Source organism: Cupriavidus cauae, assembly GCF_026210475.1.
Classification (GTDB): domain Bacteria; phylum Pseudomonadota; class Gammaproteobacteria; order Burkholderiales; family Burkholderiaceae; genus Cupriavidus; species Cupriavidus cauae.
Genome location: NZ_CP080293.1, coordinates 1,594,286 through 1,616,492, shown reverse-complemented (window position 1 = coordinate 1,616,492; position 22,207 = coordinate 1,594,286). Strand labels below are relative to the sequence as shown.

At 67.7% G+C, this 22,207-nt stretch carries 24 protein-coding genes and 1 tRNA gene; 11 read left to right on the top strand and 14 right to left on the bottom strand.

Annotated elements, in window-relative coordinates; all coding sequences use genetic code 11:
- Positions 1-114: 114 nt before the first annotated feature.
- On the bottom strand, positions 115-1,185 hold the full coding sequence (locus KZ686_RS07245) for a peptidase M29 (RefSeq protein WP_265633334.1): 1,071 nt from the start codon (positions 1,183-1,185) through the stop codon (positions 115-117).
- A gap of 243 nt (positions 1,186-1,428) precedes the next feature.
- Here KZ686_RS07245 and KZ686_RS07240 point away from each other — a divergent pair, with 243 nt between their 5' ends.
- Complete coding sequence (locus tag KZ686_RS07240; protein WP_149317799.1) at positions 1,429-1,998, top strand: flavin reductase family protein; 570 nt, start codon at positions 1,429-1,431, stop codon at positions 1,996-1,998.
- 39 nt (positions 1,999-2,037) lie between these two features.
- The gene (locus tag KZ686_RS07235; protein WP_149317798.1) at positions 2,038-2,469 is read left to right on the top strand and encodes a MarR family winged helix-turn-helix transcriptional regulator; all 432 of its coding nucleotides are present in this window, start codon (positions 2,038-2,040) and stop codon (positions 2,467-2,469) included.
- 66 nt (positions 2,470-2,535) lie between these two features.
- Here KZ686_RS07235 and KZ686_RS07230 read toward each other — a convergent pair whose 3' ends face one another.
- Positions 2,536-3,018 carry an Lrp/AsnC family transcriptional regulator gene (locus KZ686_RS07230; RefSeq protein WP_149317797.1) on the bottom strand — a complete coding sequence of 161 codons (483 nt, stop codon included), beginning with the start codon at positions 3,016-3,018 and terminating at the stop codon, positions 2,536-2,538.
- 252 nt (positions 3,019-3,270) lie between these two features.
- Between KZ686_RS07230 and kynB the strand changes: the two genes are divergently transcribed.
- The 3 genes from kynB to kynA all read left to right on the top strand — a co-directional run bounded on the left by kynB (position 3,271) and on the right by kynA (position 6,255).
- Positions 3,271-3,933, top strand: coding sequence for an arylformamidase (gene kynB / locus KZ686_RS07225; RefSeq protein ID WP_265633333.1), 663 nt, complete (start codon positions 3,271-3,273; stop codon positions 3,931-3,933).
- 93 nt (positions 3,934-4,026) lie between these two features.
- Positions 4,027-5,283: a kynureninase gene (kynU, locus tag KZ686_RS07220; RefSeq protein ID WP_150084230.1), complete on the top strand. Its 1,257-nt coding sequence runs from the start codon at positions 4,027-4,029 to the stop codon at positions 5,281-5,283.
- A 21-nt stretch (positions 5,284-5,304) separates the two neighbouring features.
- Complete coding sequence (gene kynA, locus KZ686_RS07215; protein ID WP_407648521.1) at positions 5,305-6,255, top strand: tryptophan 2,3-dioxygenase; 951 nt, start codon at positions 5,305-5,307, stop codon at positions 6,253-6,255.
- A 223-nt stretch (positions 6,256-6,478) separates the two neighbouring features.
- On the opposite strand, the gene KZ686_RS07210 is transcribed toward kynA, so the two are convergent.
- On the bottom strand, positions 6,479-7,297 hold the full coding sequence (locus tag KZ686_RS07210; RefSeq protein WP_265633432.1) for an IclR family transcriptional regulator: 819 nt from the start codon (positions 7,295-7,297) through the stop codon (positions 6,479-6,481).
- A 316-nt stretch (positions 7,298-7,613) separates the two neighbouring features.
- Between KZ686_RS07210 and KZ686_RS07205 the strand changes: the two genes are divergently transcribed.
- Positions 7,614-8,816, top strand: a complete 1,203-nt coding sequence (locus tag KZ686_RS07205; protein ID WP_265633332.1) for an acyl-CoA dehydrogenase — start codon at positions 7,614-7,616, stop codon at positions 8,814-8,816.
- Positions 8,817-9,089: 273 nt separating this feature from the next.
- Here the strand turns inward: KZ686_RS07205 and KZ686_RS07200 are convergent, their stop codons facing one another.
- The gene (locus tag KZ686_RS07200; RefSeq protein WP_149317793.1) at positions 9,090-9,734 is read right to left on the bottom strand and encodes a peroxiredoxin; all 645 of its coding nucleotides are present in this window, start codon (positions 9,732-9,734) and stop codon (positions 9,090-9,092) included.
- A gap of 407 nt (positions 9,735-10,141) precedes the next feature.
- On the opposite strand from KZ686_RS07200, the gene KZ686_RS07195 reads away from it, so the two are divergent.
- From KZ686_RS07195 to KZ686_RS07180, 4 genes are all read left to right on the top strand, one after another.
- The gene (locus KZ686_RS07195) at positions 10,142-10,459 is read left to right on the top strand and encodes a DUF883 family protein (protein WP_315904136.1); all 318 of its coding nucleotides are present in this window, start codon (positions 10,142-10,144) and stop codon (positions 10,457-10,459) included.
- 190 nt (positions 10,460-10,649) lie between these two features.
- Complete coding sequence (locus KZ686_RS07190; RefSeq protein WP_265633331.1) at positions 10,650-11,030, top strand: phage holin family protein; 381 nt, start codon at positions 10,650-10,652, stop codon at positions 11,028-11,030.
- Positions 11,027-11,686, top strand: a complete 660-nt coding sequence (locus KZ686_RS07185) for a DUF3318 domain-containing protein (RefSeq protein WP_265633330.1) — start codon at positions 11,027-11,029, stop codon at positions 11,684-11,686. Before KZ686_RS07190 ends, KZ686_RS07185 begins: the two co-directional genes overlap by 4 nt.
- 127 nt (positions 11,687-11,813) lie before the next feature.
- Positions 11,814-12,911, top strand: coding sequence for an AI-2E family transporter (locus tag KZ686_RS07180; RefSeq protein WP_265633329.1), 1,098 nt, complete (start codon positions 11,814-11,816; stop codon positions 12,909-12,911).
- 123 nt (positions 12,912-13,034) lie between these two features.
- Here the strand turns inward: KZ686_RS07180 and KZ686_RS07175 are convergent.
- Positions 13,035-13,110 (bottom strand) — tRNA-Lys (locus KZ686_RS07175).
- A 179-nt stretch (positions 13,111-13,289) separates the two neighbouring features.
- On the opposite strand from KZ686_RS07175, the gene KZ686_RS07170 reads away from it, so the two are divergent.
- Positions 13,290-14,429, top strand: coding sequence for an ISNCY family transposase (locus KZ686_RS07170; RefSeq protein ID WP_226108388.1), 1,140 nt, complete (start codon positions 13,290-13,292; stop codon positions 14,427-14,429).
- A 165-nt stretch (positions 14,430-14,594) separates the two neighbouring features.
- Here KZ686_RS07170 and KZ686_RS07165 read toward each other — a convergent pair whose 3' ends face one another.
- From KZ686_RS07165 to ybgC, 9 genes are all read right to left on the bottom strand, one after another.
- On the bottom strand, positions 14,595-15,707 hold the full coding sequence (locus KZ686_RS07165) for a YeeE/YedE family protein (RefSeq protein WP_149317790.1): 1,113 nt from the start codon (positions 15,705-15,707) through the stop codon (positions 14,595-14,597).
- Between the two features lie 81 nt (positions 15,708-15,788).
- Positions 15,789-16,472: a 7-cyano-7-deazaguanine synthase QueC gene (gene queC / locus KZ686_RS07160; RefSeq protein WP_149317789.1), complete on the bottom strand. Its 684-nt coding sequence runs from the start codon at positions 16,470-16,472 to the stop codon at positions 15,789-15,791.
- Positions 16,473-16,682: 210 nt separating this feature from the next.
- A complete protein-coding gene (ybgF, locus tag KZ686_RS07155; RefSeq protein WP_149317788.1) occupies positions 16,683-17,441 on the bottom strand; it encodes a tol-pal system protein YbgF in 759 nt (252 codons plus the stop codon).
- Between the two features lie 54 nt (positions 17,442-17,495).
- Complete coding sequence (gene pal, locus KZ686_RS07150) at positions 17,496-18,002, bottom strand: peptidoglycan-associated lipoprotein Pal (protein WP_149318008.1); 507 nt, start codon at positions 18,000-18,002, stop codon at positions 17,496-17,498.
- A 30-nt stretch (positions 18,003-18,032) separates the two neighbouring features.
- Positions 18,033-19,286, bottom strand: a complete 1,254-nt coding sequence (tolB, locus tag KZ686_RS07145; protein WP_226108345.1) for a Tol-Pal system beta propeller repeat protein TolB — start codon at positions 19,284-19,286, stop codon at positions 18,033-18,035.
- 263 nt (positions 19,287-19,549) lie between these two features.
- Positions 19,550-20,527: a cell envelope integrity protein TolA gene (gene tolA / locus KZ686_RS07140; RefSeq protein ID WP_265633328.1), complete on the bottom strand. Its 978-nt coding sequence runs from the start codon at positions 20,525-20,527 to the stop codon at positions 19,550-19,552.
- Between the two features lie 51 nt (positions 20,528-20,578).
- The gene (tolR, locus tag KZ686_RS07135; protein WP_149317785.1) at positions 20,579-21,016 is read right to left on the bottom strand and encodes a protein TolR; all 438 of its coding nucleotides are present in this window, start codon (positions 21,014-21,016) and stop codon (positions 20,579-20,581) included.
- Positions 21,017-21,041: 25 nt separating this feature from the next.
- A complete protein-coding gene (gene tolQ / locus KZ686_RS07130; protein ID WP_023264902.1) occupies positions 21,042-21,725 on the bottom strand; it encodes a protein TolQ in 684 nt (227 codons plus the stop codon).
- Complete coding sequence (gene ybgC, locus KZ686_RS07125) at positions 21,722-22,126, bottom strand: tol-pal system-associated acyl-CoA thioesterase (RefSeq protein ID WP_149317784.1); 405 nt, start codon at positions 22,124-22,126, stop codon at positions 21,722-21,724. Before ybgC ends, tolQ begins: the two co-directional genes overlap by 4 nt.
- Positions 22,127-22,207 lie beyond the last annotated feature (81 nt).

Here is a 22,207-nt window from a genome sequence, read left to right as displayed (position 1 = left end):
TATCGGCGTATCGGCGTATCGGCGTATCGGCGTATCGGCGTATCGGCGTATCGGCGTATCGGCGTGTCGGAAAGTCAGCGTGTCGGCGAGTCAGCGGGTCCGCGCGCCAGCGGTTCAGCGTGCCATCTCCGCCAGCCGCCCCTGCTCGACCTCGGCCACGCCGTCCAGCGTCACCGTGCAGCCGCGCAGCGGCAGATCGAAATGGCCCAGCGTATGGCGGCCGGCCACTTCGTTGGCGCCGGTCGAATAGAGGAAATTGCCGGCAAACGCGCGCAGCTCCGTGCCGTTGCAATCGCGCCTGTCGTAGAAGGTCAACGCGTCCCAGCGCGCCTGCGGGTTCATGCCCCAGCCGACATGCGAGACCGCGTAGGCGTCCCGCGTGCCTTCCTTGTCGGCCCAGGCCGCGTAGTAGCCGCGCATCATGTCGGCATCGACGCCGTTGCCCTCGATGCCGACGATGTAGTCGCGCTCGACATGGCAGACGACCGTATCGCGCAGATAGGTCTTGAAGGTCAGGTTGACGTCGCCGGGCGCCAGCACCAGCGTGCCATCGACCTGCCCCGTGGCGGGGAACGCCAGGCACAGTCCGCCCGGCCAGTGCGCGACCTGGCCCGGCTTGTTGCAATAGCCCCAGACCCCGCCGACGCGCGCGCCGGCCAGGCCGATGCGCAGGTCCGTGCCGGCGCCGGAGGTCACGCGCATTTCGGCGGCACCGCGCAGCCGGCGCATCGCCGCGCGCACGGCGATCTCCAGCGCGGGATCGGGCACGCAGCGTTCGAGGATTTCGGGATGTTCGTTGCTGATCATCAGCAGCCGCGGCACCACGCCGTCGGCGCCCTGCAGGATCCGCGGCAATTCCGGCGCGTGCAGCAGCCCTTCGACGGTGCAGTCCAGCACCAGGTGGCAGCGCGACAGCGCGGCGATCACCGGCTCCAGTTGCTGCAGTGCATCGCTGGCGCCGGTCGAGCGCACGGGCGCCGGCGCCTGCAGCGCGGGGGTCGGCACCCGCACGCGGATCGGGGTCGCGCCCAGGGACTGCACCGCCAGTTCGGCCAAGTCCACGATGACTTGTCGGGATTGCGACTCCGCTACAATGCCGACAACTTCACCCGCGGAAAGCGCGCACAGCTCCAGCGTCCGGCGAAAGGCCGCCAGCCAGCGGTGTTCGATCTGCTCGACGAGCATGACACTCCTCCTCTGCTGCTGATTGAGGCCGGGCCTGCCCCTCGGTGTTCCGCGGCGTTCGCAGCAAAGTCCTGCCTTGCCGTTTGCGATCCCGCGCCGTGTTTCTTCGCTTGTGTTTTTTCGCCCGAACTTCTTCGCCCGAATTTCCTGGCCGTGTTTCTTGGCCGTGTTTCTTGGCTTGTGATTCTGCGTTCTGCGGCAAATAATATATGAAATTTCATGGAAATCAGCGGTACCCGACCTATGGGATTTCCCGACGCCAACCCGCCTGACGGGAACCTGAGCCCGCACGGCCAAGCCGCCGCGCCGGACTTCGACGCCCTGCATTTCCGCCGCGCGCTGTCGCAGTTCGCCACCGGCGTGACGGTCATCACCACGCGCGCGATGCGCCAATCCCCGGCCGATCCGCCCTTCGTCGGCATCACCGCCAGCTCGTTCAACTCGGTTTCGCTCGATCCGCCGCTGGTGCTGTGGAGCATGGCCAACCGCGCCAACAGCCTGCCGATGTTCCGCGGCGGCTCGCACTACATCATCAACGTGCTGGCCGCGACCCAGCTGGACCTGTGCCAGCGCTTCGCCACGCTCAAGGGCGACCGCTTCGCCGGCGTCGACTACCGGCTGTCGGCCAATGGCCTGCCGATCCTCGCCAATGCGCTGGCCTGGTTCGAATGCCACAACCGCAGCCGCTACGACGAGGGCGATCACGTGATTTTCGTGGGCGAAGTCGAGCGCTGCGGCATCCACAGCAGCGGCGGCCTGCCGCTGGTATTCCAGGGCGGCGCGTTCTCCACCACCAGCCCGCTGCGCGACTGATCGCCCCGCGCGCTTCTCCGCCCCCGGCCCAACGTGACCATGCCCTTCGTCGACGGCTACCTGCCCTATCTGCTGGCGCGCGCCAGCCATCTGGTTTCGGGTGAATTCCACCGCAAGGTCGAACTGGCGGGCCTGAGCGTGCCCGAATGGCGCGTGCTGGCGACGCTGGCCGACCGCGACGTCTGCACGGTCGGCACGTTGGCCGATATCACCCTGACCAAGCAGCCGACGCTGACCAAGCTGCTCGACCGCATGACGGCCGACGGCCTGGTCGAGCGCCGCCGCGACGGCGCGCCCGATCGGCGCCAGGCGCTGGTGTCGATCACCGAGCGCGGACGCGAACGGGCCCGGCCGCTGCTGGCCCAGGCCGCGGAACACGAGGCCCAGGTGCTGGCCGCCTTCGGTGCCAGCCAGGGCGACCAGCTGAAGGAAACGCTGCGGCGCCTGATCGCGCTGCACGCGCGGCGGTAGGCACGCGGCTGGCTGATCGCGCCGCGCGCGCGGCGGCAGGCGCGCGCCTTCGCCGCGCCGGGCGGGCTAACCCTGCCCGCGCGGCTGCACCAGCTCCAGTGGCGAGCCCTCGGTCTTGATCCGCTGCAGCACGATGTTCGAGCGGATGTCCATCACGCCCGGCGTGCGATAGAGCCGGTTCACGATGAAATCGGAGTAGTGCTTCAGGTTGCGCGCCTGCACGCGCAGGATGTAGTTGCTGTCGCCGGTGATCACATAGGCCGACAGCACTTCCGGCCACGATTGCACCGCCGCGTTGAACGTGTCATGCCAGCCCTCGACCGCCGGCCGCATCGACACCTGCACGATCGCTTCCAGCTCCAGCCCCAGCCGCTCGGCGTCGAACCAGGCGCGATAACCGCCGATCACGCCACTTTCCTCCAGCAGCCGCACCCGCCGCAGGCAGGCCGAGGGCGACAGCGCGACGCGCTCGGCCAGGTCCTGGTTGCTGATGCGGCCGTTCTGCTGCAGGCAGGTCAGGATGCGCAGATCGATGGGGTCGAGCGTCATGTCGCAGATCCTTTCGCAATGTGTTCGATTTATCGAATTCTATGCGAATTGCGGCTCAACCAGCCGTCGAAATAGCAAGCCTCTTTCCCGAAATCTTGACTATCATGCCGGGATCGGCGCCACCGCCGCCTAATGCTATGCCGGCCTTTTGCTGTCCCCGGCCGATGGCTTTACCCGCCTCCCGCATTACCGGCCTGTCGCTTTATCGCCTATCGCCCTATCGGCCCATCGCAAGCCCCTCGACGCGCCCCAATGTCCGACGCCCTTTCGACCTCCCCGACCACGGCCCGCGCGCTGTGGGACATCAGCCCCCCGCTGTCGCCGGCGACGCCGGTGTGGCCCGGCGACACGCCGTTCCAGCAGCAGAGCGCCTGGCAGATGGACGAGCAATGCCCGGTCAACGTCGGCCGGATCACGCTGTCGCCGCACACCGGCGCGCACGCGGATGCGCCGCTGCACTACGCGGCCGACGGCGCGCCGATCGGCGAGGTGGATCTGGACCCGTACCTGGGCCCCTGCCGGGTGATCCATTGCATCGGCGCGGCGCCGCTGGTGCGGCCGGAACAGGTCGCGGACGCGCTCGACGGCGTGCCGCCGCGCGTGCTGCTGCGCACCTATCGCAGCGCGCCGCTGACCGAATGGGACCCCGACTTCTGCGCGGTGGCGCCGGAAACCATCGCGCTGCTGGCCGAACACGGCGTGCGCCTGATCGGCATCGACACGCCGTCGCTGGATCCGCAGCAGTCCAAGACCATGGATGCGCACCGGATGGTGCGAACGCATCGGATGGCGATTCTCGAAGGGCTGGTGCTCGACGCCGTCGCGCCCGGCGACTACGAACTGATCGCGCTGCCGCTGCGCCTTGCCGCGCTGGACGCCAGCCCGGTGCGGGCGGTGCTGCGCAGCCTGTCCTGAGGGCCGACCGCCCCGGCGTCCCCGCCTTTCCGCATCTGCGCACCGATCGCGACCGCCGCTGGCGGCGATCGCCAAACCATCATCAAGGAAGCCATGACCGCAACTACCCGCGAGCAATGCCTGTCGCTGGACCGGCAAGACCCCTTGCGCCCGCTGCGCGACGCCTTCGCGCTGCCCGACGGCGTGATCTATCTGGACGGCAATTCGCTGGGCGCCCGCCCGCGCGCGGCCGCCGCCCGCGCCGCTCAGGTCGTCGAGCAGGAATGGGGCGAAGGCCTGATCCGCAGCTGGAATACCGCCGGCTGGTTCGAACTGCCGCAGCGCCTGGGCAATCTGCTGGCGCCGCTGGTCGGCGCCGGCGAGGACGAGGTCGTCGTCACCGACACCACCTCGGTCAACCTCTTCAAGGTGCTGGCCGCCGCGCTGCGCGTGCAGGGGCTGCGCAGCCCGGCGCGCAGGGTGATCGTCTCCGAGCGCAGCAATTTCCCGACCGATCTGTATATCGCCCAGGGCCTGGCCGATCTGCTGCAGCAGGGCTATTCGCTGCGCCTGGTCGACAGCCCCGACGAGATCGACGCGGCGGTGCGCGACGATACCGCCGTGCTGATGCTGACCCACGTCAACTACAAGACCGGCGAGATGCTCGACATGGCGGCGCTGACCGAACTGGCGCATGCGCGCGGCGCGCTGACGGTCTGGGACCTGGCGCATTCGGCTGGCGCCGTGCCGGTCGCGCTGCGCGAGTCCGGCGCGGACTACGCGGTCGGCTGCACCTACAAGTACCTGAACGGCGGCCCGGGCTCGCCGGCCTTCCTGTGGGTCGCACCGGCGCTGCGCGACGCGTTCTGGCAGCCGCTGTCGGGCTGGTGGGGCCACGCCGCGCCGTTCGCGATGGAGCCCGACTACCGCCCGCGCAGCGGCGTCTCGCGCTTCCTGTGCGGCACGCAGCCGATGACCTCGCTGGCGATGGTCGAATGCGGACTGGAAATCTTCGGCCGCACCGACATGCAGGCGCTGCGCGCCAAATCGCTGCAGCTGACCGATCTGTTCATCGCGCTGGTGGAAGCGCGCTGCGGCCACCATCCGCTGACGCTGGTCACGCCGCGCGAGCACGCGCGCCGCGGCAGCCAGGTCAGCTTCGCCCATCCGCAGGGCTATGCCGTGATGCAGGCGCTGATCGAGCGCGGCGTGATCGGCGACTACCGCGAGCCGCGGATCATCCGCTTCGGCTTCACGCCGCTCTACACTGGTTTTGCGGACGTCTGGGATGCGGTGGAAGTGTTGCGCGACGTGCTCGACAGCGGCGCCTACGAAGCGGCGCGCTTCCAGACGCGCACGGCGGTGACCTGAGCAGCGAGCGAAACGATGACCATGGAATCGAAGAACATCAAGGCCGGGCACGGCGGCTGCCCGATGTCGGGCGGCGGGGCGCACCACGGGGAAACATCGCGCGAGGGTGGATCTCCATCCGAATCTCCATCCGGCGACAAGTCCGCTTCCGGGGACAAATGGCATGGCGCGCAGCTCGACATGCGCCAGCAGATGAGCTACGGCGACTATCTGGCGCTCGACCAGATCCTGAACGCCCAGCATCCGCTCTCGCCCGACCACAACGAGATGCTGTTCATCGTCCAGCATCAGACCACCGAGCTGTGGATGAAACTGATGCTGCATGAGCTGCGCGCCGCGCGCGAGGCGGTGCGGCGCGACGACCTGCCGCCGGCGTTCAAGATGCTGACGCGGGTGTCGCGCATCATGGACCAGCTGGTGCAGGCGTGGAACGTGCTGGCGACGATGACGCCGCCGGAGTATTCGGCGATGCGGCCCTATCTGGGGATGTCGTCCGGCTTCCAGTCGTTCCAGTACCGCGAGATCGAATTCATCCTCGGCAACAAGAACGCCGCGATGCTGCGCCCGCACGCACACCGTCCGCAGCACCATGCGCTGGTCGAGGAGGCGCTGCGCACACCGTCGCTGTACGACGAGGCGATCCGGCTGATGGCGCGGCGCGGCTTCGCGATCGACGCGGCCTGCCTCGAGCGCGACTGGACCGAGCCGACCGGCTACAACGCCTCGGTCGAAGCCGCCTGGCTGGAGGTCTATCGCAAGCCCGAGGCGCACTGGGAGCTGTACGAGCTCGGCGAGAAGTTCGTCGATCTCGAGGATGCCTTCCGCCAATGGCGCTTCCGCCATGTCACCACGGTCGAACGCGTGATCGGCTTCAAGCGCGGCACCGGCGGCACCGAGGGGGTCAGCTATCTGCGCAAGATGCTCGACATCGTGCTGTTCCCCGAACTGTGGAAGCTGCGCACGGACCTGTGATGGCGATCGCTCGCTGAGCGGCCCCGGCGACCCGAGCGACTCGGATGGCCGGGGCGGCCTCTGCGGCCGGCCGGCCCGGCCACCTCAGCGGCCCGGCGGCCCGGCCACCTCAGCGGCTCAGCGGCCCGGCCAGCGGCCCGGCCACGTCGGCAGCTCAGCGGCTTCGGCCGCCTCGGCCGCCTCAGCGGCCCGAGCAACCACATCGGCCGGGACGCCGCCGCGCTCAGCGCGCGGCGCCCTCCGACAACCGCGCCGCGAGCGCGCGCAGCGCCGGGGCCAGCGTCTCGTGGAAGACCGCCTCGTCGACGCTGCCATACGACGCGCTGCAGCTCAGCATGTGGATGTCCTTTTCGCCGATCGGCCGGAACGGCACCGCGCAGGCGTGGATGGCGGGATGCCAGTCGCGGAACGAGGCCGCGTAACCGCGCTGCTCGGCCTCGGCCACCGCCGCCCGCATCGGCGCCTCCTGCGCCTTCCATTGCTCGGGATAGGCCTGCGCGAATTCGGCCAGCAGCCGTTCCCGCTTCGGCCCGGGCAGCGCCGCCAGATAGGCCCGCCCCATCGAACTGGACACCAGCGACAGCCGCGATCCGACCCCCAGACCCAGCATCGAGCCGGCGTCGTTACGTATCGACTCCAGATAGATCACCTCCAGCCGCTCGCGCTTGCCGAGCGACACGGACACGCCATGGGTCTGCGCGAACGCCAGCATATGCGGCCGCGCCAGCGCCACCACATCGGAGGCCGACAGATAGGCAAAGCCCAGCGCCAGCACGCCGGCATCCAGCGCGTACTTGCCGAGGCTGTCGTCGTAGCGCAGATACCCCAGTTGCACCAGCGTACCGGCGAGGCGGCTGACGGTCGCCTTCGGCAGCCCGGTGCGGCGCACGAAGTCCTGGTTGCCGAGCATCGACTCGCCGGTGCGAAAGCACCGCAGCAGCTCCAGGCCGCGGGCCAGCGCGGTGACGAAGTTCGGGTCGCTCTCGCGCGCGGCGCGCTCCGACCCGGGCTCGGTGGCCTTGGTGGCCTTGGTGGCCTCCACGGCCGGAGGGCTCTTTGCGGCCGGGGTGGCTGCGGCGGCCGCATTCCCGGTGCTGGCGGCGGAGGAAAGCACGTCGGAGTTGGCCACGGCGGGCTCCTGGTCGAAAGGCGGTGAACGAAGTCGGGAGGCCCGGGCGGGCTGTTGCCGGCCGGACGCTTTGCGCTATACTAACGCATCGGAACACGGTTCCGCAATGCGGAACCTTAAAACGAGACCGGCAGCGCCCCGCCAGCCGGTCCGCCGCGCCCGATCACTCATTCCGTTTCAAGTCCAATCACGCTGACCCGCGTTCACCGCTCTACCGAAGGAGACCTCGATGGCCGCCAACGCCGAATTCCACTGGGCCGACCCGCTGCTGCTCGATCAGCAACTGACCGCCGACGAGCGCATGGTGCGCGACGCCGCCGCGGCCTACTGCCAGGACAAGCTGATGCCGCGCGTGCTGGAGTCGTTCCGGCATGAAAAGACCGACGCGACCATCTTCCGCGAGATGGGCGAACTCGGCCTGCTCGGCCCGACCATTCCCGAGCAGTACGGCGGCCCCGGACTGAACTACGTCAGCTATGGCCTGATCGCGCGCGAGGTCGAGCGTGTCGATTCGGGCTATCGCTCGATGATGAGCGTGCAGTCGTCGCTGGTGATGGTGCCGATCCACGAATTCGGCAGCGAGGCGCAGAAGCAGAAGTACCTGCCCAAGCTGGCCACCGGCGAATGGATCGGCTGCTTCGGCCTGACCGAGCCGAACCACGGCTCCGACCCCGGCTCGATGGTGACGCGCGCGAAGAAGGTCGACGGCGGCTACGAGCTGAGCGGCGCCAAGATGTGGATCACCAACTCGCCGATCGCCGACGTGTTCGTGGTGTGGGCGAAGCTCGCCGACGATCCGCAGAACGGCGGCAAGGAAACCATCCGCGGCTTCATCCTGGAAAAAGGCTGGAAGGGCCTGAGCGCGCCGGCGATTCACGGCAAGGTCGGCCTGCGCACCTCGATCACCGGCGAGATCGTCATGGACCAGGTGTTCGTGCCGGAAGAGAACCTGATGCCGGGCGTCAGCGGCCTGAAGGGTCCGTTCACCTGCCTGAACTCGGCCCGCTACGGCATCGCCTGGGGCGCGCTGGGCGCCGCCGAATTCTGCTGGCATACCGCGCGCCAGTACACGCTGGACCGCAAGCAGTTCGGCCGCCCGCTGGCCGCGACCCAGCTGGTGCAGAAGAAGCTGGCCGACATGCAGACCGAGATCACGCTGGGCCTGCAGGGCTGCCTGCGCCTGGGCCGGATGAAGGACGAGGGCACCGCGGCGGTCGAGATCACCTCGATCATGAAGCGCAATTCGTGCGGCAAATCGCTCGACATCGCCCGCGTGGCGCGCGACATGCTGGGCGGCAACGGCATCTCGGACGAGTTCGGCGTGATCCGCCATGTGGTCAACCTCGAGGTGGTCAACACCTACGAGGGCACGCATGACATCCACGCGCTGATCCTTGGCCGCGCGCAGACCGGCATCCAGGCCTTCTTCTGAACGGCTCCGGAATGACCCCGGCCGAGCCAGTGCGCACGGCCCAATAAAAAGGCCCGGCTGTCGCCGGGCCAAAGCACACTACCAAGGAGACGACGGGCGAACCCGTCGGTACGACACCGTTGGCGCCGCGCCGGCCCCGCTTGCATCGCGCGGGGCGGCGCGGCGTTTCTCGTTTCTGGTTCTCGCTTCTGTTTATCGCTGCGGTTTCCCGCTGCGTTTATCGTTGCGGTTTCTCGCCGCGATTCTTGCGCTGTTTCTCGTGCAGCCGATGGCTTACTGCTGCTTGTCCGGCTGCGGCGTCATCCGCAGGTACGGGCGCAGCGCCTTGTAGCCCTTCGGGAACTTCTGCTTGATCACCTCTTCGTCCTTCAACGACGGCACGATCACCACGTCCTCGCCCTGCTGCCAGTTGCCCGGCGTCGCCACGCTGTGCTTGTCGGTCAGCTGCAGCGAATCGATGACGCGCAGGATCTCGTTGAAGTTGCGGCCGGTGCTGGCCGGATAGGTAATGATCAGCCGCACCTTCTTGTTCGGATCGATCACGAACAGCGAGCGCACCGTCAGCGTCTCGTTGGCGTTCGGATGAATCATGTCGTAGAGCTCGGACACCTTGCGGTCGGCGTCGGCCAGGATCGGGAAATTGACCTGGCAGCCCTGGGTGTCGTTGATGTCCTCGATCCAGCGCTGATGGGACTCGACCGGGTCGACCGACAGCGCGATCGCCTTGACGTTGCGCCTGGCGAACTCGTCCTTGAGCTTGGCCGTCAGTCCCAGTTCGGTCGTGCAGACCGGGGTGAAGTCCGCCGGATGGGAGAACAGCACGCCCCAGCTGTTGCCCAGCCATTCATGAAAGCGGATGCGGCCTTCGCTGGAATCCTGTTCGAAGTCCGGCGCAATGTCGCCTAGCCTGAGTGCCATGGTTGCCTCCTTGCCTGTCGGTCGTCAGTGGTCTGTCGGATGTTGCTTGCCTCCGGGCCGCCAGCGCCCGGACTCAGACCAGTCTATTCCGATTGCGGTGAGACACAAACAAATATAAAGTCACTACAACATCACGCGAAGTCATTTGCCGAATCGATGGTCGAAGGCTTTGGCGTGACGCCGAAACCCGCCGCCACCTCGCGATCCGGGGACGCGCCGGACGGGCGCGCGACGCCCGACGGCGTGCCGGCCGATAAAAACCGCTCAGGTTTGCATCGCGCTGCGCCGATGTCCTACATGACTTGTAGGACTCGCTGTCTTGAAACCATTGCAGACCGCCGCATATCCTAGGAAATGCTTGGACCGCAGCAAGGCGAAGACACCCTACGAGAGCGAGGAAGGCCAACATGCAACTATCCGAAACAACCGCCCGCAACCAGGAGAAACTGATGAGCGATGTCAAAACCGTCCTGTCCGATGCCGAGGAACTGCTCAAGCAAGCCGCCTCGACCACCGGCGAGAAGGCCGCCGAACTGCGCGAGCGTGGCATGGGCCTGCTGAAGCAAGCCAAGGAAAAAGCGCAGGATCTGCAGGACGCCGTCGTCACCAAGAGCAAGGCCGCGGCCCGCGCCACCGACGACTACGTACACGACCATCCCTGGCGCGCGGTCGGCATCGCCGCCGGCGCCGGTCTGCTGATCGGCCTGTTGCTGAACCGCAAGTAAAGCCAGCCGGTCGGACCGCTGGACCCGCAACCCGCGGGTTCCCGCGCCCGACCGCGACTTGCCGGCCTGCGCGCCGGCGCCCTTCCGGAGCACCCCGTTCGCGGGCGCTCCCGGCGCGCCGATCGCGCAGGCCCCCTCCTGCCGGGTGCCGCAACGCGGCGCATGACGACACTCCAATCAGCGGAACCGCATGACCGACGACACCTCCTCACCCAAGTTACTGGACTCGCTGCGCACGCTGGGCAGCTCGGTGGCGGCGATGGCGCAGACCCGGCTGGAACTGGCCAGCGTCGAACTCTCCGAGGAAAAATCACGGCTGTTGCGCATGGCGCTGCTGGCCCTGGTCGGCCTGGTGTTCTTCGGCCTCGCCCTGTTCGCGCTGACCGGCCTGGTCGTGCTGCTGTTCTGGGACAACTACCGGGTGCAGGCGCTGGGCGCGGTGATCGTGGTCTATCTGCTGCTCGGCGGCGGCTGCCTGCTCGCCGCGCGCAATATCGTTCGCCATTCCCCGCCGATGTTCGAAGCCACGCTGGCCGAAATCGACAAGGACCGGGAGAGCCTGCGCCAATGACCCCGACCCCCGCTCCGACTCCGATTCCGTCCCCTTCCCCGGCCCCGACCGCGGGCGCTGCGCCGGTCCGGGCGCCAACACCATCCGCGGGATCGTCCGCCGACGCCTACGCCGCGCCGTCGGCCACGGCGCTGGACGAAGCCGGCCTGCCGCCGATGCCGCCAACCGGTGTCGGCGCGCGGACCGCGCGCTCCGAACCGCCGGCACGCCGGCGCACGGCCCGCGAAGTCCGCTTGCCGCTGGCGGTCCGCAAGGAGTTGCTGATCACGCGCGCGGCGCTCGAGCGCTACGACTGCGCGCAGTCGCTCGCCGACGTGCGCGCCAGCGTCCGCAACATCGGCCGAATCGGCGCCTGGTTGCCGCGCATGGCGCGGCCGCAGTCGATGTGGAAGCTGCTGGGCCTGGCCAAGGACTATCCGATCGTGGGATCGGCCCTGTCGCTGGCGCTGCCGTTGATGCGCCGCGTGCCGGTGCTGCGCTGGGGCTGGAAGCTGTCCAAGCTGGGTGCCGTCGCCGGCGCCGGCTATTGGGCCTACCGGACCTGGCAGCAGGCGCGCTCGCAGACGCCCGAGGGGAATGTCCCGGCGCCGGGCACCGCCCGCGGCGACGCCGCCGCGCGCACCGATACCGGTTTTCACGATCCGCTGGTACGCTGAGCCGTCGCGCCCGCCGCGGGAAGCCCGATTGCACTGGCATCCGCGCGGCAACCGGGCGCGGGCTCGCCCGCGCATCGCCCATTCATCGCGTGTCTTCGACACCTCGACACCTCGACATTGAGCCGCCATGCACCAGAAGGCCTTCTACATCCTGTTGGCCATCGTCACCATCGCCTTCTTCTGGGTGCTTCAGCCGTTTTTCGGCGCGGTATTCTGGGGCGTGATCCTGGCGATCATCTTCACCCCGCTGAACAATCTGCTGACGCGCAAGATGCGCGGCCGCGCCAACCTGGCCTCGCTGATCACGCTGCTGCTGTGCCTGCTGGTGGTGGTGCTGCCGATGTTCCTGGTCACCGCCTCGCTGCTCAATGAAACCACCGCGGTGGTGCACCAGATCCGCTCCGGCCATATCAATTTCACCGCCTATTTCGAACAGGCCGTGGCGGCGCTGCCGTCGAGCCTGAACTCGGCGCTGACCCGGCTCGAGCTGAACGACGTCGCCTCGATCCAGGAAAAGCTCGCCACCGCGGCCGGACAGATCAGCCAGTACCTCGCCACGCAGGCGCTCAGCATCGGCCAGAACACCTTCCAGTTCGTCATCAGCTTCGGCGTGATGCTGTATCTGCTGTTCTTCCTGCTGCGCGACGGCGCCAAGCTGACCCGGCGCATTCGCCTGGCGCTGCCGCTGAGCGAGGAGCACAAGCAGATGCTGCTGCTGAAGTTCACCGGCGTGATCCGCGCGACCATCAAGGGCAATCTCGCCGTGGCCGCGCTGCAGGGCCTGCTCGGCGGCGTGCTGTTCGCGGTGCTCGGCATCCAGGGCGCGGTGCTGTGGGGCGTGGTGATGGCGGTGCTGTCGCTGCTGCCGGCGGTCGGCGCGGGGCTGATCTGGGGACCGGTCGCGATCTACTTCCTGCTGACCGGCGTGCTGTGGAAGGGCATCACGGTGATCGCGTTCGGCGCGCTGGTGATCGGCGCCGTCGACAACGTGCTGCGCCCGATCCTGGTCGGCAAGGACACCAAGATGCCCGACTGGGTGATCCTGATCTCGACGCTGGGCGGCATGGCGCTGTTCGGCATCAACGGCTTCGTGATCGGACCGCTGATCGCGGCGCTGTTCATCGCCAGCTGGGACCTGTTCGTGTCGATGCGGGAGACGGAGTCGAACACGACGACGACCAAAACGCCGACTCCACCCACGCAGCCGCCGACGCCGGGCCGCTGAAGGCCTTGCCCGGCCGCAATGCGGCCGGGACACCATGCACGGCTGGGACACCAGCACGCCCGGGACACCATGCGCCATGCAAAAAGGGCCTGTGACTTGCGCCACAGGCCCTTCTTCAATACTTGGTGGGTCGTGCAGGATTCGAACCTGCGACCAACGGATTAAAAGTCCGCTGCTCTACCGGCTGAGCTAACGACCCGAAAAAACCGAAGCCGCGATTATAGTCATTGCTGACTGATCATGTCAACGGCACTGCCCTTGGCGTGTCGCGAGTTCTTGAGTTGTCCGGATTTGTAGCACGCGATCTGTCCGGTCGTCATAGTTGCCTCAGGGAGGTGACTGATGAGGCCGACGGAGCTGCTACAGGAGATCCGGAAGATGAGGTTTGGAGAGGCTTATGAGGGATGGAACGCTGGCCGGCTGACGCAAGCGGAGGCGGCCCGGCTGCTGGGGATGTGCGAGCGCAGTTTCCGCCGCTACCTGGTGCGATTCGAATCCGAGGGGTTGGATGGCTTGATTGATCGGCGCCTGGAGCAGGTGTCGAACCGGCGCGCTCCGGTGGATGAAGTGGTGGCGCTGACCGATCGGTACCGCAGCCGCCATCGTGGCTGGAACGTTCGGCACTTTCACGCCTGGTACCGGCGCGAGGGCGGCACGCGCAGCTACAGCTGGGTCAAAAAGCGCCTGCAGGAGGCGGGGCTGGTCGAGGTGGGCAAGCGTAAAGGCGCGCACCGCAAGAAGCGCGAACGCATGCCGCTGGCGGGCATGATGATCCATCAGGACGGCAGCCGGCATGAATGGGTGGCCGGGCACCTGTGGGATCTGATCGTGACGATGGATGATGCGACCAACGAGCACTACTCGATGTTCTTCGTCGAGGAGGAAGGCACGGCAAGCAGCTTTCGCGGGGTGGGCGAGGTCATCGGCGCCCGGGGGCTGTTCTGCTCGTTCTACAGTGACCGGGGCAGTCATTATTGGACCACCCCCGAGGCGGGCGGCAAGGTCGACAAAGATCACCCCACGCAGTTCGGGCGGGCGATGAAGCAATTGGGCATCGAGATGATTGCGGCCTATTCGCCCGAGGCGCGGGGACGCTCCGAGCGCGCCTTCGCCACCCATCAGGACCGGCTGCCCAAGGAGTTGGCCTTGGCGGGCATCACCGACATGGCGCAGGCCAACCGCTACCTGGCTGAGGTCTATCTGCCGGCGTTCAATGCCGAGTTTGCCGTGCCGGCCCGCGAGGAAGGCAGCGCATTCGTACCCTGGATCGGCGCCAATCTGCAGGACATTCTATGCGAGCAGATCGAGCGCACCGTAGGCAACGATAACTGCGTGCGCCTGGACAACCTGTCATTGCAGATTCCCGCCGACCGGCACCGGTGCAACTACGTCAAGGCGAGAGTACGGGTGCATCGTTATGCCGATCGCAATCTGGCGGTGTTTCACGGGCCGCGCAAGCTCGCCGCGTATTCCCCCGACGGCAAGCTGATCGCCAAGGAGCTGAAACAGGCCGCCTGAACCGTCCGCCAGGCGCGCCGCCGGGTGGCGGGAACCGGCTCCGGGCTACGCCCTCCGCCGCTCCCCGCCACCCGGCAAAAAAGCGGACAATTCATGTGCTACAAAACCGGACAGATCTAAAAACCCGCGACACGGCACTGCCCTTGGCGGCGTCGGCATGGCCGTTCAGACCATCTTCTCCAGCCGCCACATCTGATAGCGGAACGCCAGCACGGCGCCGAGCAGGATGCCGGCCAGCGCGATGAAGGAACCGATCGCCAGCGTCGACACGCCGGACAGGCCCTGTCCGATCGTGCAGCCCAGCGCGGTCACGCCGCCCGCGCCCATCAGGATGCCGCCGACGATATGGTTGGCGACGTCCTCGGCGTTGCCGAAGCCTTCCCAGCGGAAGGTGCGCGAGGCCAGCGCATAGGCCGCCGCGCCGGCGATCACGCCGATCACGCTGACGATGCCGACGGTCAGCACCTTGCTCTTGTCGCTGAACATCATCAGCCAGTCGAGCGTATAGGCGTACGGGGCGACGAAGCTCAGGCTTTCCATGCGGCCGCTGTTGGTGGCGACGAACACCTCTTCCAGCGTATTGGGATCTTCCGGCACGAAGCCGAGATGGCCCGACACGTACCACATCGCCACGATGATCAGGCCGACCGCGATGCCGCCGAGCAGGTTGTCGAACGTGCGGAAGCCCTTGCCGGCCAGCGCCCACAGCGACAGCACGCCGCCGAGCAGCAAGCCCAGCACCAGCTGCAGCGTGCCGCGCGACAGGCCGGTCTGCGCCAGCAGCGACGGCAGGTCCTGCGAGGTCGGCAGCTGCATCGCGACGGCATCGACGGTGTTCACGCGAATGACGCCGAACAGGCCGCGCAGCGTCATATAGGCCGACAGGCCCAGGAACACGAACACCACCAGCGACTTCAGGTTGCCGGCGCCGATCCGCACCAGCGTCTTGCTGCCGCAGCCCGAGGCCAGCACCATGCCGAAGCCGAACAGCAGCCCGCCCACCAGCGCCGACAGCCAGGCCAGCTTGTCGGCCGCGTAGATGGTCCGCGCCGGATCGATCAGACCCGACCACGCCAGCACGCCGGTGCCGATCATGGCGACGCCGATCGCCAGCACCCACATGCGCATGCGAGTCCAGTCGCCCATGTTGACGATGTCGGAGACGGCGCCCATGGTGCAGAAGTGCGTGCGCTGCAGGACTGCCCCGAACAGGAAGGTCAGGGCGAAGGTGCAGACCAGCACGGTGCGCGTCAGCGCGGGGACGTCGATTTCAGGCATGGCGGATTGCCGGTGGCAGGACGGTAAGGGGTAGGCGGAACGGGCGGAACAGGCGGAAAAGCCGGACCGCGGCGAGCAGCATCACGCGGCGTTCTGGTAACGGGTCGGATCGGGCACGCCCGCGGCCTCGAAGCCCGCGCGGCGGATCCGGCAGGAATCGCAGACGCCGCAGGCGCGGCCCTGCTCGTCGGCCTGGTAGCACGATACGGTCATGCCGTAATCGACGCCTAGCCGGACCCCGGCCTGGATGATCTCCGCCTTGGTCATGTCGATGATCGGCGCGTGGACGCGGATGCGCTCGCCCTCGACGCCGGCCTTGGTGGCCAGATTGGCCAGCGCCTCGTAGGCCTGGACGTATTCCGGACGGCAGTCGGGATAGCCCGAATAATCCACCGCATTGGCACCGAAGAACAGGTCGCGGCCGCCGATCGCCTCGGCCCAGCCGAGCGCCAGCGACAGCATGATGGTATTGCGCGCCGGCACGTAGGTCACCGGGATACCGCCGGCCGCGCCGTCGGTCGGCACATCCAGCGCGTCGTCGGTCAGCGCCGAGCCGCCGAAGCGGCGCAGATCGAGGTCGACGATCTCGTGCCGCTTCGCGCCCAGCGCCGCGGCGACGCGCTTGGCGGCCTCGAGCTCCGACGAATGCCGCTGGCCATAGCGCATCGACAGCGCATAGGTCTCGAAGCCCTGGGCATTGGCCATGGCGAGCACGGTGGCGGAGTCCAGACCGCCGGAAAGCAGGACGATTGCGCGTTGGGTCATCTCGGGGCGGCGCGTGCCGGGTAGCGGCGAAGGACCAGCAGGCCTTCGCGGTATATCGGGGAACCCGTTATTTTAGCGCGACCACGAAAAAAGGCCCGCTTGCGCGGGCCTTGGCACCTGGGACGCCGGCGTCGCCGCCGCGAGAATCGCTCGACTTCGGCGCCCGACTTCGGCGCTTTACCTCGGCGCGCCTTGCTGCTTCGGCGTGCCTTACTTCAGCGTCTTCAACCGGTTGCTGGCCGCCTGGGCGCCCTCGGTGCCGGGATACTTGGCGACCACCTGCTCGAGCGTCTTGCGCGCCGCCGCCTTCTGGTTCGATTCCAGCTGGTTGTTGGCGATGGCGATCATCGCGTCGGGCACCTTGGGGTGCGTCGGATTGGCCTGCACCATGTTCTGCAGCACCGTGATCGAGCCGCGGTAGTCGCGCTGGGCATACAGCGAATTGCCCAGCCAGTACTGCGCCAGCGGCAGGTACGGGCTCTGCGGATACTTCTTGATGAAGGCCGAGAAGTTGGCGCCGGCGCCCTTGAAGTCCCCGGTCTGGAACTGCTTGAGCGCGGCGTCGTACTCGGTCTTTTCGCCCGGCTGGGCCAGGCCCTGCTGGCCTTCCACGGTGACCTGCTGCGGCTCGAACTTCTTGAGCCGCGCGTCCAGGTCCGCGTAGTAGTCCTTCTGCTGGCGCTGCAGATTGGCGACCTCGTTCTGCAGCACCTCGTTCTGGCCCCGCAGGCGCGCCACTTCCTGGCGCATCCCTTCGAGCTGGTTCTGGATATCGATCTGGGCCCGGCTGTTCTGGTCGATCCGCTGCGAGGCAGTGGCCTGGAAGCCATTGAACTGCTCTCGCAGCGTGATGATGGCGCGACGCGCCTCGTCATCGTCGAAGACACCGGCCTGTGCCTGGGCGGCCGGCAACAGGCCGGCACAAACTGCGGCGACTAGCCACGACAGAGTAGAGACGCGTGCTTTCATGGATCGACTTTCTTCAGCGCGGGATCAACGGATCGAAACGAATCCAGACGGGGATCAATAAACGATGTCGGCGCGGCGGTTCTCGGCCCACGACGCTTCGTCATGACCCAGCGCCTTGGGCTTTTCCTTGCCCAGGCTCACGGCCTCCATCTGGCTCTCGGGCACGCCCATGGTCGCCAGCGAACGGCGCACCGCCTCGGCACGCTTCTGGCCCAGCGCCAGGTTGTACTCGCTGGTACCGCGCTCGTCGGTGTTGCCCTGGATCAGGATGCGGCGGCTGCGGTTACCCTGCAGGTACTTGGCGTGCTCGTTCAGCATGCCCTGGTATTCCGGCTTGACGCTGTAGCTGTCGAAGTCGAAATAGACGCTGCGGCGGGCCAGCGGGCTGTTCGGGTCGTTCAGCGGATCGCGCGAGACGTCGACCGGCGCGACGGCGCGCGGATCGGTAGTCGAGGTGCCGCCGGTGCCGGCACCGGCCTTGGCGGAGTCGTCGAGCTTGACGCCCGACGAGCAGGCGCCGAGGGTCAGCAGAACGGCGATGGCGAGAGACTTGGTGATCATGTTGGACATGGTAGGAGGCTCCTGTTTCTGTTATTGCATGAAGGGTCCCCAGGACGGCTCGCGAACCTCGCCGGACTGGAGCGACAAAACCTGCTTGGTACGTCCATCGGTCGACACCGCCGCCAGCACCGCGCGACCGCCGACGCGAGTGGCGTAGAGAATGTACTTGCCGTTCGCGGCGAAGCTGGGCGCCTCGTCGTTGGCCGTGTCGGTCAGCGCGGTGACATCGCCGCTGCCCAGGTCCATCAGCTGCAGCTTGAAGCCGCCGCCGCGGCTAATGTACGCCAGTTGCTTGCCATCCGGCGAAACCCGCGGGCTGACGTTGTAGTTGCCCTTGAAGGTCACGCGCTGGGCCGCGCCCGACTCCTCGCCGGCGGCCGGCATGCGGTAGATCTGCGGCGCGCCGCCGCGGTCGCTGGTGAAATAGATATGGCGGCCGTCCGGCGAATACTGCGGCTCGGTATCGATCGCGCTGCTGCGGCTCAGGCGGCGCAGCCCCGAACCGTCGGCATTGACCTGATAGATCTGCGTATTGCCGTCGCGCGACAGCGCCAGCGCCAGATGGCGGCCGTCCGGCGACCATGCCGGGGCGCTGTTGTTGCCCTTCTGGTTCGACACCAGCGTGCGGCGGCCCGTGGCGAGGTCATGCACATAGACCACCGGCTTCTTCGCCTCGAACGAGACATAGGCCACCTTGGCACCGTCCGGCGACCACGACGGCGAGATGATGGGCTCGTTGCTGGTCAGCGCGACGCGCGAATTCTGGCCGTCGGAGTCCGAGATCAGCAGCTGGAAGCGGTTGCCGACGCGCGAGACGTAGGACAGCCGGGTCGCGAACACGCCGCGCTCGCCCAGCAGCTTCTCGTAGATATAGTCGGCGATCTTGTGCGCGGTCACGCGCAGCTGGTCCTGGCCGACGGTAAAGGCCAGGCCGCCCAGGCTGGCGCCCTTGACGGTGTCGTACAGGCGGAAGCGGACCTCGTAGCGGCCGCCGCCGGCCGGCGTGACGCTGCCGGCCACGAAGGCGTCGGCGCCGCGGGTCTTCCAGCCGGCCAGGTCGACGTTGGCGGTTTCCGGGACGGTGGCGCCGGCCACGTCGACGTTGCGGAAGCGCCCGCTGCGCTGCAGGTCGGCGCGGATGATCGCCGTCAGATTGGTCGGCGCCGCGCCTTCATTCTGGAAGTTGGCGACGGCAATCGGGAACTGGCTGGAGCCGACGCCGGAGATTTCGACGTTCAGCTGCGCGTGGGCCGGGCCCATCGTCAGCATCATGGCCAGCGCCATGGTGATCCAGGCGAGTACGGCCGCACGGACGGTGCGCCGGTTGGCGAGGGGGTTGGCTGGGGTGCGTTGGCGGAGGGCCAAAAGCGGTCGCATGCTGCTCCTCTATCTATATCGAGATCGTCAATCGATGCATCGGACGCGTCGGCAACGGCGCGCGGAGCGAGGCGCCGCCGGGCCGCGCCAGGCAACCGTCGATGGTAGCCAGCCGCCCGGCGGCCAGCGATCCCGGTTGCACTATGTTGCAAATCATACGCTTCCCTGCCTCAGTCCTTGGGTCGGAAAGTGATCGTGAAGCTGGACGGCGCCTTGCCGTTGTCGTCGCGCGGCAGCGGGTCGGAACGCTCGACCGCGCGCAGCACGGCGTTGTCCCAGGCCGAATTGCCGCTGGACTTGGACAGGCGGGCCGACAGCAGCGAGCCGTCCGGCGCCAGCGAAACCGACACCACGGCGGTCGGGTTGCCCTGCACGTCCTCGGTAAAGACGATGTTCGGCTTGACCCGGCGGCGCACCTTGTCGGCGTAGCCCGGCGAGGCGCGGCCGCCCGAACCGGCGTTGTCGGAGGTGCCGCCGCCCGAGCCGCTGCCGCCGGCCAGCGCCTTCAGGCGGGCCAGTTCGGCCTGGCGCTGGGCGTTGGCGGCGGCCTCGCGCTTGGCCTTCGCCTCCGCGTCTGCCTTCGCCTTCGCCTTGGCCTCGGCGTCCGCCTTGGCCTTCTTCGCCTGCTCTTCCCTGCGCTCGGCCTGTTCCTTGCGCTTCTGCTCCTCGGCGCGCTGCTGGTCTTCCTTGCGCTGGGCCTCCTTGCGCTGTTCTTCCTTGCGCAGGGCTTCCTTGCGTTGTTCTTCCTTGCGCTGCGCCTCGCGCCGCTCGGCCGCCTCGCGTTCCTCGCGCTCCTGGCGCGCCTTGAGCTCGGCCTGCTTGCGCGCGGCCTCTCGCGCCTCGGCTTCGCGGCGCTTCTGGCGCTCGAGCGCGATGTCGGCGTCCTCTTCGGGCTTGGGCTGCGCCACGGGCGCCGGCGGCGCCGGCGTCGGCCGGGGCTGGGGCGGCGGCGTCGGCTCCGGGGCGGGGGTATCGGGGACTTCCTCCCACAGCTCGGCTTCGACGCCGGCGGGGGTGCTGATCTGCCAGTTGACACCGTAGTACAGCACGATGGCCAGCAGCAGATGCATGAAGAGCGCCAGCAGGAAGGAGCGCAGCGTGCCGCGTTCCTTGACCGGCTGATACGGATAGGAGTCGGCGGTCTTCATGGGAAAGGCTAACGGCAAGGTTCCGGGCGACATCCGGTCGTCATCCAGCGGTTACTTGGACTTGACCATCAGGCCGACGCGCTTGACGCCATCGGCCTTCAGTTCGGACATCACGTCGAGCACCGCCTCGTACTTGACCGCACGGGCGGCGGCGATCACCACCGGCTGGTCCGGGTTCTCGTTCTGGCGCTGGTGCACGAAGTCCAGCAGGCCCTTGGTGTCGAGCTTGCGCTCGAACGAGGCGCCCTCCGGGCTCTTGCCGCGCGCGGTCAGCGTGCCATCCTCGTGCACGGTGACGACGATCGGCGGGGTCTTCTGCTGCGGCGTGGCGTCGGCCACGGTCGGCAGGTCCACCACGGCGGGGCTGACGATCGGCGCCGCCACCATGAAGATGACGAGCAGAACCAGCATCACGTCGATATACGGCACGACGTTGATGTCCGCGCTGGCCCGGCGGCGCGAGCCGCCGCGGCGCTGAATGGCTGCCATGCTGCGCTTCTCCTTGGCCTGGCCTTCAGCGGGTCTGCCGCTGCAGGATGTTGAGGAATTCTTCCATGAAGCTCTCGAAGCGGATCGCCAGCCGGTCGATCTCGGTCGCGTAGCGGTTGTACGCGATCACGGCCGGAATCGCCGCGAACAGGCCGATCGCGGTGGCCACCAGCGCTTCGGCGATGCCGGGCGCGACCGAGGCCAGCGTCGCCTGCTGGACGTTGGACAGGCCGCGGAACGCGTTCATGATGCCCCAGACCGTGCCGAACAGGCCGATGTAGGGGCTGACCGAGCCGACCGAGGCGAGGAACGGCAGGTGGGACTCGAGCACGTCCATCTCGCGCTGGTAGGCGGCGCGCATCGCGCGGCGGGCCGCGTCGAGCAGCGCGCCGGCGTCGTTGCTGCGCTCGCGCGCCTTCAGGTATTCGCCCATGCCGGACTCGAAGATCCGCTCGAGCGCGCCGGTGCTGTGCCGGTTGTTGGCCGCGCTGTGATACAGCGCCTGCAGGTCGCCGCCCGCCCAGAAATCGCGCTCGAAGCCCTCGGTCTGGGTGCGCGCGGCGCGCAGCGCCATGTGCTTGCGGAAAATATAGGTCCAGGAGAACAAGGACATGACGACCAGCAAGGCCATCACGGCCTGCGCCAGGAAGCTGGCGTGCATCACCAGCGTAAGGATCGACATGTCTTGCGTGACGGTCACGGGATTCATCGAGCGGTCTTGATGGTTGCGAGGACGGATGCGGGAATCGGCGCCGGGCGGAAGCTGTCGCGGTCCACGCATCCCACCCGGATCGTGCCCGCGGCCAGCATCAGCGGCCCGCGCCACGCTTCCTGGGCGAATTGGACCGAGGCCGGCCCGACCCGTTCAATACGGGTGCGGATCTCCAGCAGGTCGTCCAGCCGGGCGGGCGCATTGTATTCCACCGCCGTGCTGCGCACGACAAAGACCACGCCCGATTCGTCGGCGAGGGCCTGCTGCTCGATACCGAGCGAGCGCAGCCATTCGGTGCGCGCACGTTCGAAAAACTTGAGGTAGTTGGCGTAGAACACCACCCCGCCGGCGTCGGTGTCTTCCCAGTAGACGCGCAGCGGCCATACGAAATTCGTCATGGCCGCGATTGTAACGGACGCGGGCGCGGCTTCGGTGTCACACGGCGTCCGACAACGCAACGCCGGGCCGTCCTACAGACG

Bases quoted from the DNA above. Each gene is read 5' to 3' on its own strand.
- KZ686_RS07245 (WP_265633334.1), bottom strand. From the start codon at position 1,185: ATGCTCGTCGAGCAGATCGAACACCGCTGGCTGGCGGCCTTTCGCCGG.
- KZ686_RS07240 (WP_149317799.1), top strand. From the start codon at position 1,429: ATGGGATTTCCCGACGCCAACCCGCCTGACGGGAACCTGAGCCCGCAC.
- KZ686_RS07235 (WP_149317798.1), top strand. From the start codon at position 2,038: ATGCCCTTCGTCGACGGCTACCTGCCCTATCTGCTGGCGCGCGCCAGC.
- KZ686_RS07230 (WP_149317797.1), bottom strand. From the start codon at position 3,018: ATGACGCTCGACCCCATCGATCTGCGCATCCTGACCTGCCTGCAGCAG.
- kynB (WP_265633333.1), top strand. From the start codon at position 3,271: ATGTCCGACGCCCTTTCGACCTCCCCGACCACGGCCCGCGCGCTGTGG.
- kynU (WP_150084230.1), top strand. From the start codon at position 4,027: ATGACCGCAACTACCCGCGAGCAATGCCTGTCGCTGGACCGGCAAGAC.
- kynA (WP_407648521.1), top strand. From the start codon at position 5,305: ATGGAATCGAAGAACATCAAGGCCGGGCACGGCGGCTGCCCGATGTCG.
- KZ686_RS07205 (WP_265633332.1), top strand. From the start codon at position 7,614: ATGGCCGCCAACGCCGAATTCCACTGGGCCGACCCGCTGCTGCTCGAT.
- KZ686_RS07200 (WP_149317793.1), bottom strand. From the start codon at position 9,734: ATGGCACTCAGGCTAGGCGACATTGCGCCGGACTTCGAACAGGATTCC.
- KZ686_RS07195 (WP_315904136.1), top strand. From the start codon at position 10,142: ATGCAACTATCCGAAACAACCGCCCGCAACCAGGAGAAACTGATGAGC.
- KZ686_RS07190 (WP_265633331.1), top strand. From the start codon at position 10,650: ATGACCGACGACACCTCCTCACCCAAGTTACTGGACTCGCTGCGCACG.
- KZ686_RS07185 (WP_265633330.1), top strand. From the start codon at position 11,027: ATGACCCCGACCCCCGCTCCGACTCCGATTCCGTCCCCTTCCCCGGCC.
- KZ686_RS07180 (WP_265633329.1), top strand. From the start codon at position 11,814: ATGCACCAGAAGGCCTTCTACATCCTGTTGGCCATCGTCACCATCGCC.
- KZ686_RS07170 (WP_226108388.1), top strand. From the start codon at position 13,290: ATGAGGTTTGGAGAGGCTTATGAGGGATGGAACGCTGGCCGGCTGACG.
- KZ686_RS07165 (WP_149317790.1), bottom strand. From the start codon at position 15,707: ATGCCTGAAATCGACGTCCCCGCGCTGACGCGCACCGTGCTGGTCTGC.
- queC (WP_149317789.1), bottom strand. From the start codon at position 16,472: ATGACCCAACGCGCAATCGTCCTGCTTTCCGGCGGTCTGGACTCCGCC.
- ybgF (WP_149317788.1), bottom strand. From the start codon at position 17,441: ATGAAAGCACGCGTCTCTACTCTGTCGTGGCTAGTCGCCGCAGTTTGT.
- pal (WP_149318008.1), bottom strand. From the start codon at position 18,002: ATGATCACCAAGTCTCTCGCCATCGCCGTTCTGCTGACCCTCGGCGCC.
- tolB (WP_226108345.1), bottom strand. From the start codon at position 19,286: ATGGCGCTGGCCATGATGCTGACGATGGGCCCGGCCCACGCGCAGCTG.
- tolA (WP_265633328.1), bottom strand. From the start codon at position 20,527: ATGAAGACCGCCGACTCCTATCCGTATCAGCCGGTCAAGGAACGCGGC.
- tolR (WP_149317785.1), bottom strand. From the start codon at position 21,016: ATGGCAGCCATTCAGCGCCGCGGCGGCTCGCGCCGCCGGGCCAGCGCG.
- tolQ (WP_023264902.1), bottom strand. From the start codon at position 21,725: ATGAATCCCGTGACCGTCACGCAAGACATGTCGATCCTTACGCTGGTG.
- ybgC (WP_149317784.1), bottom strand. From the start codon at position 22,126: ATGACGAATTTCGTATGGCCGCTGCGCGTCTACTGGGAAGACACCGAC.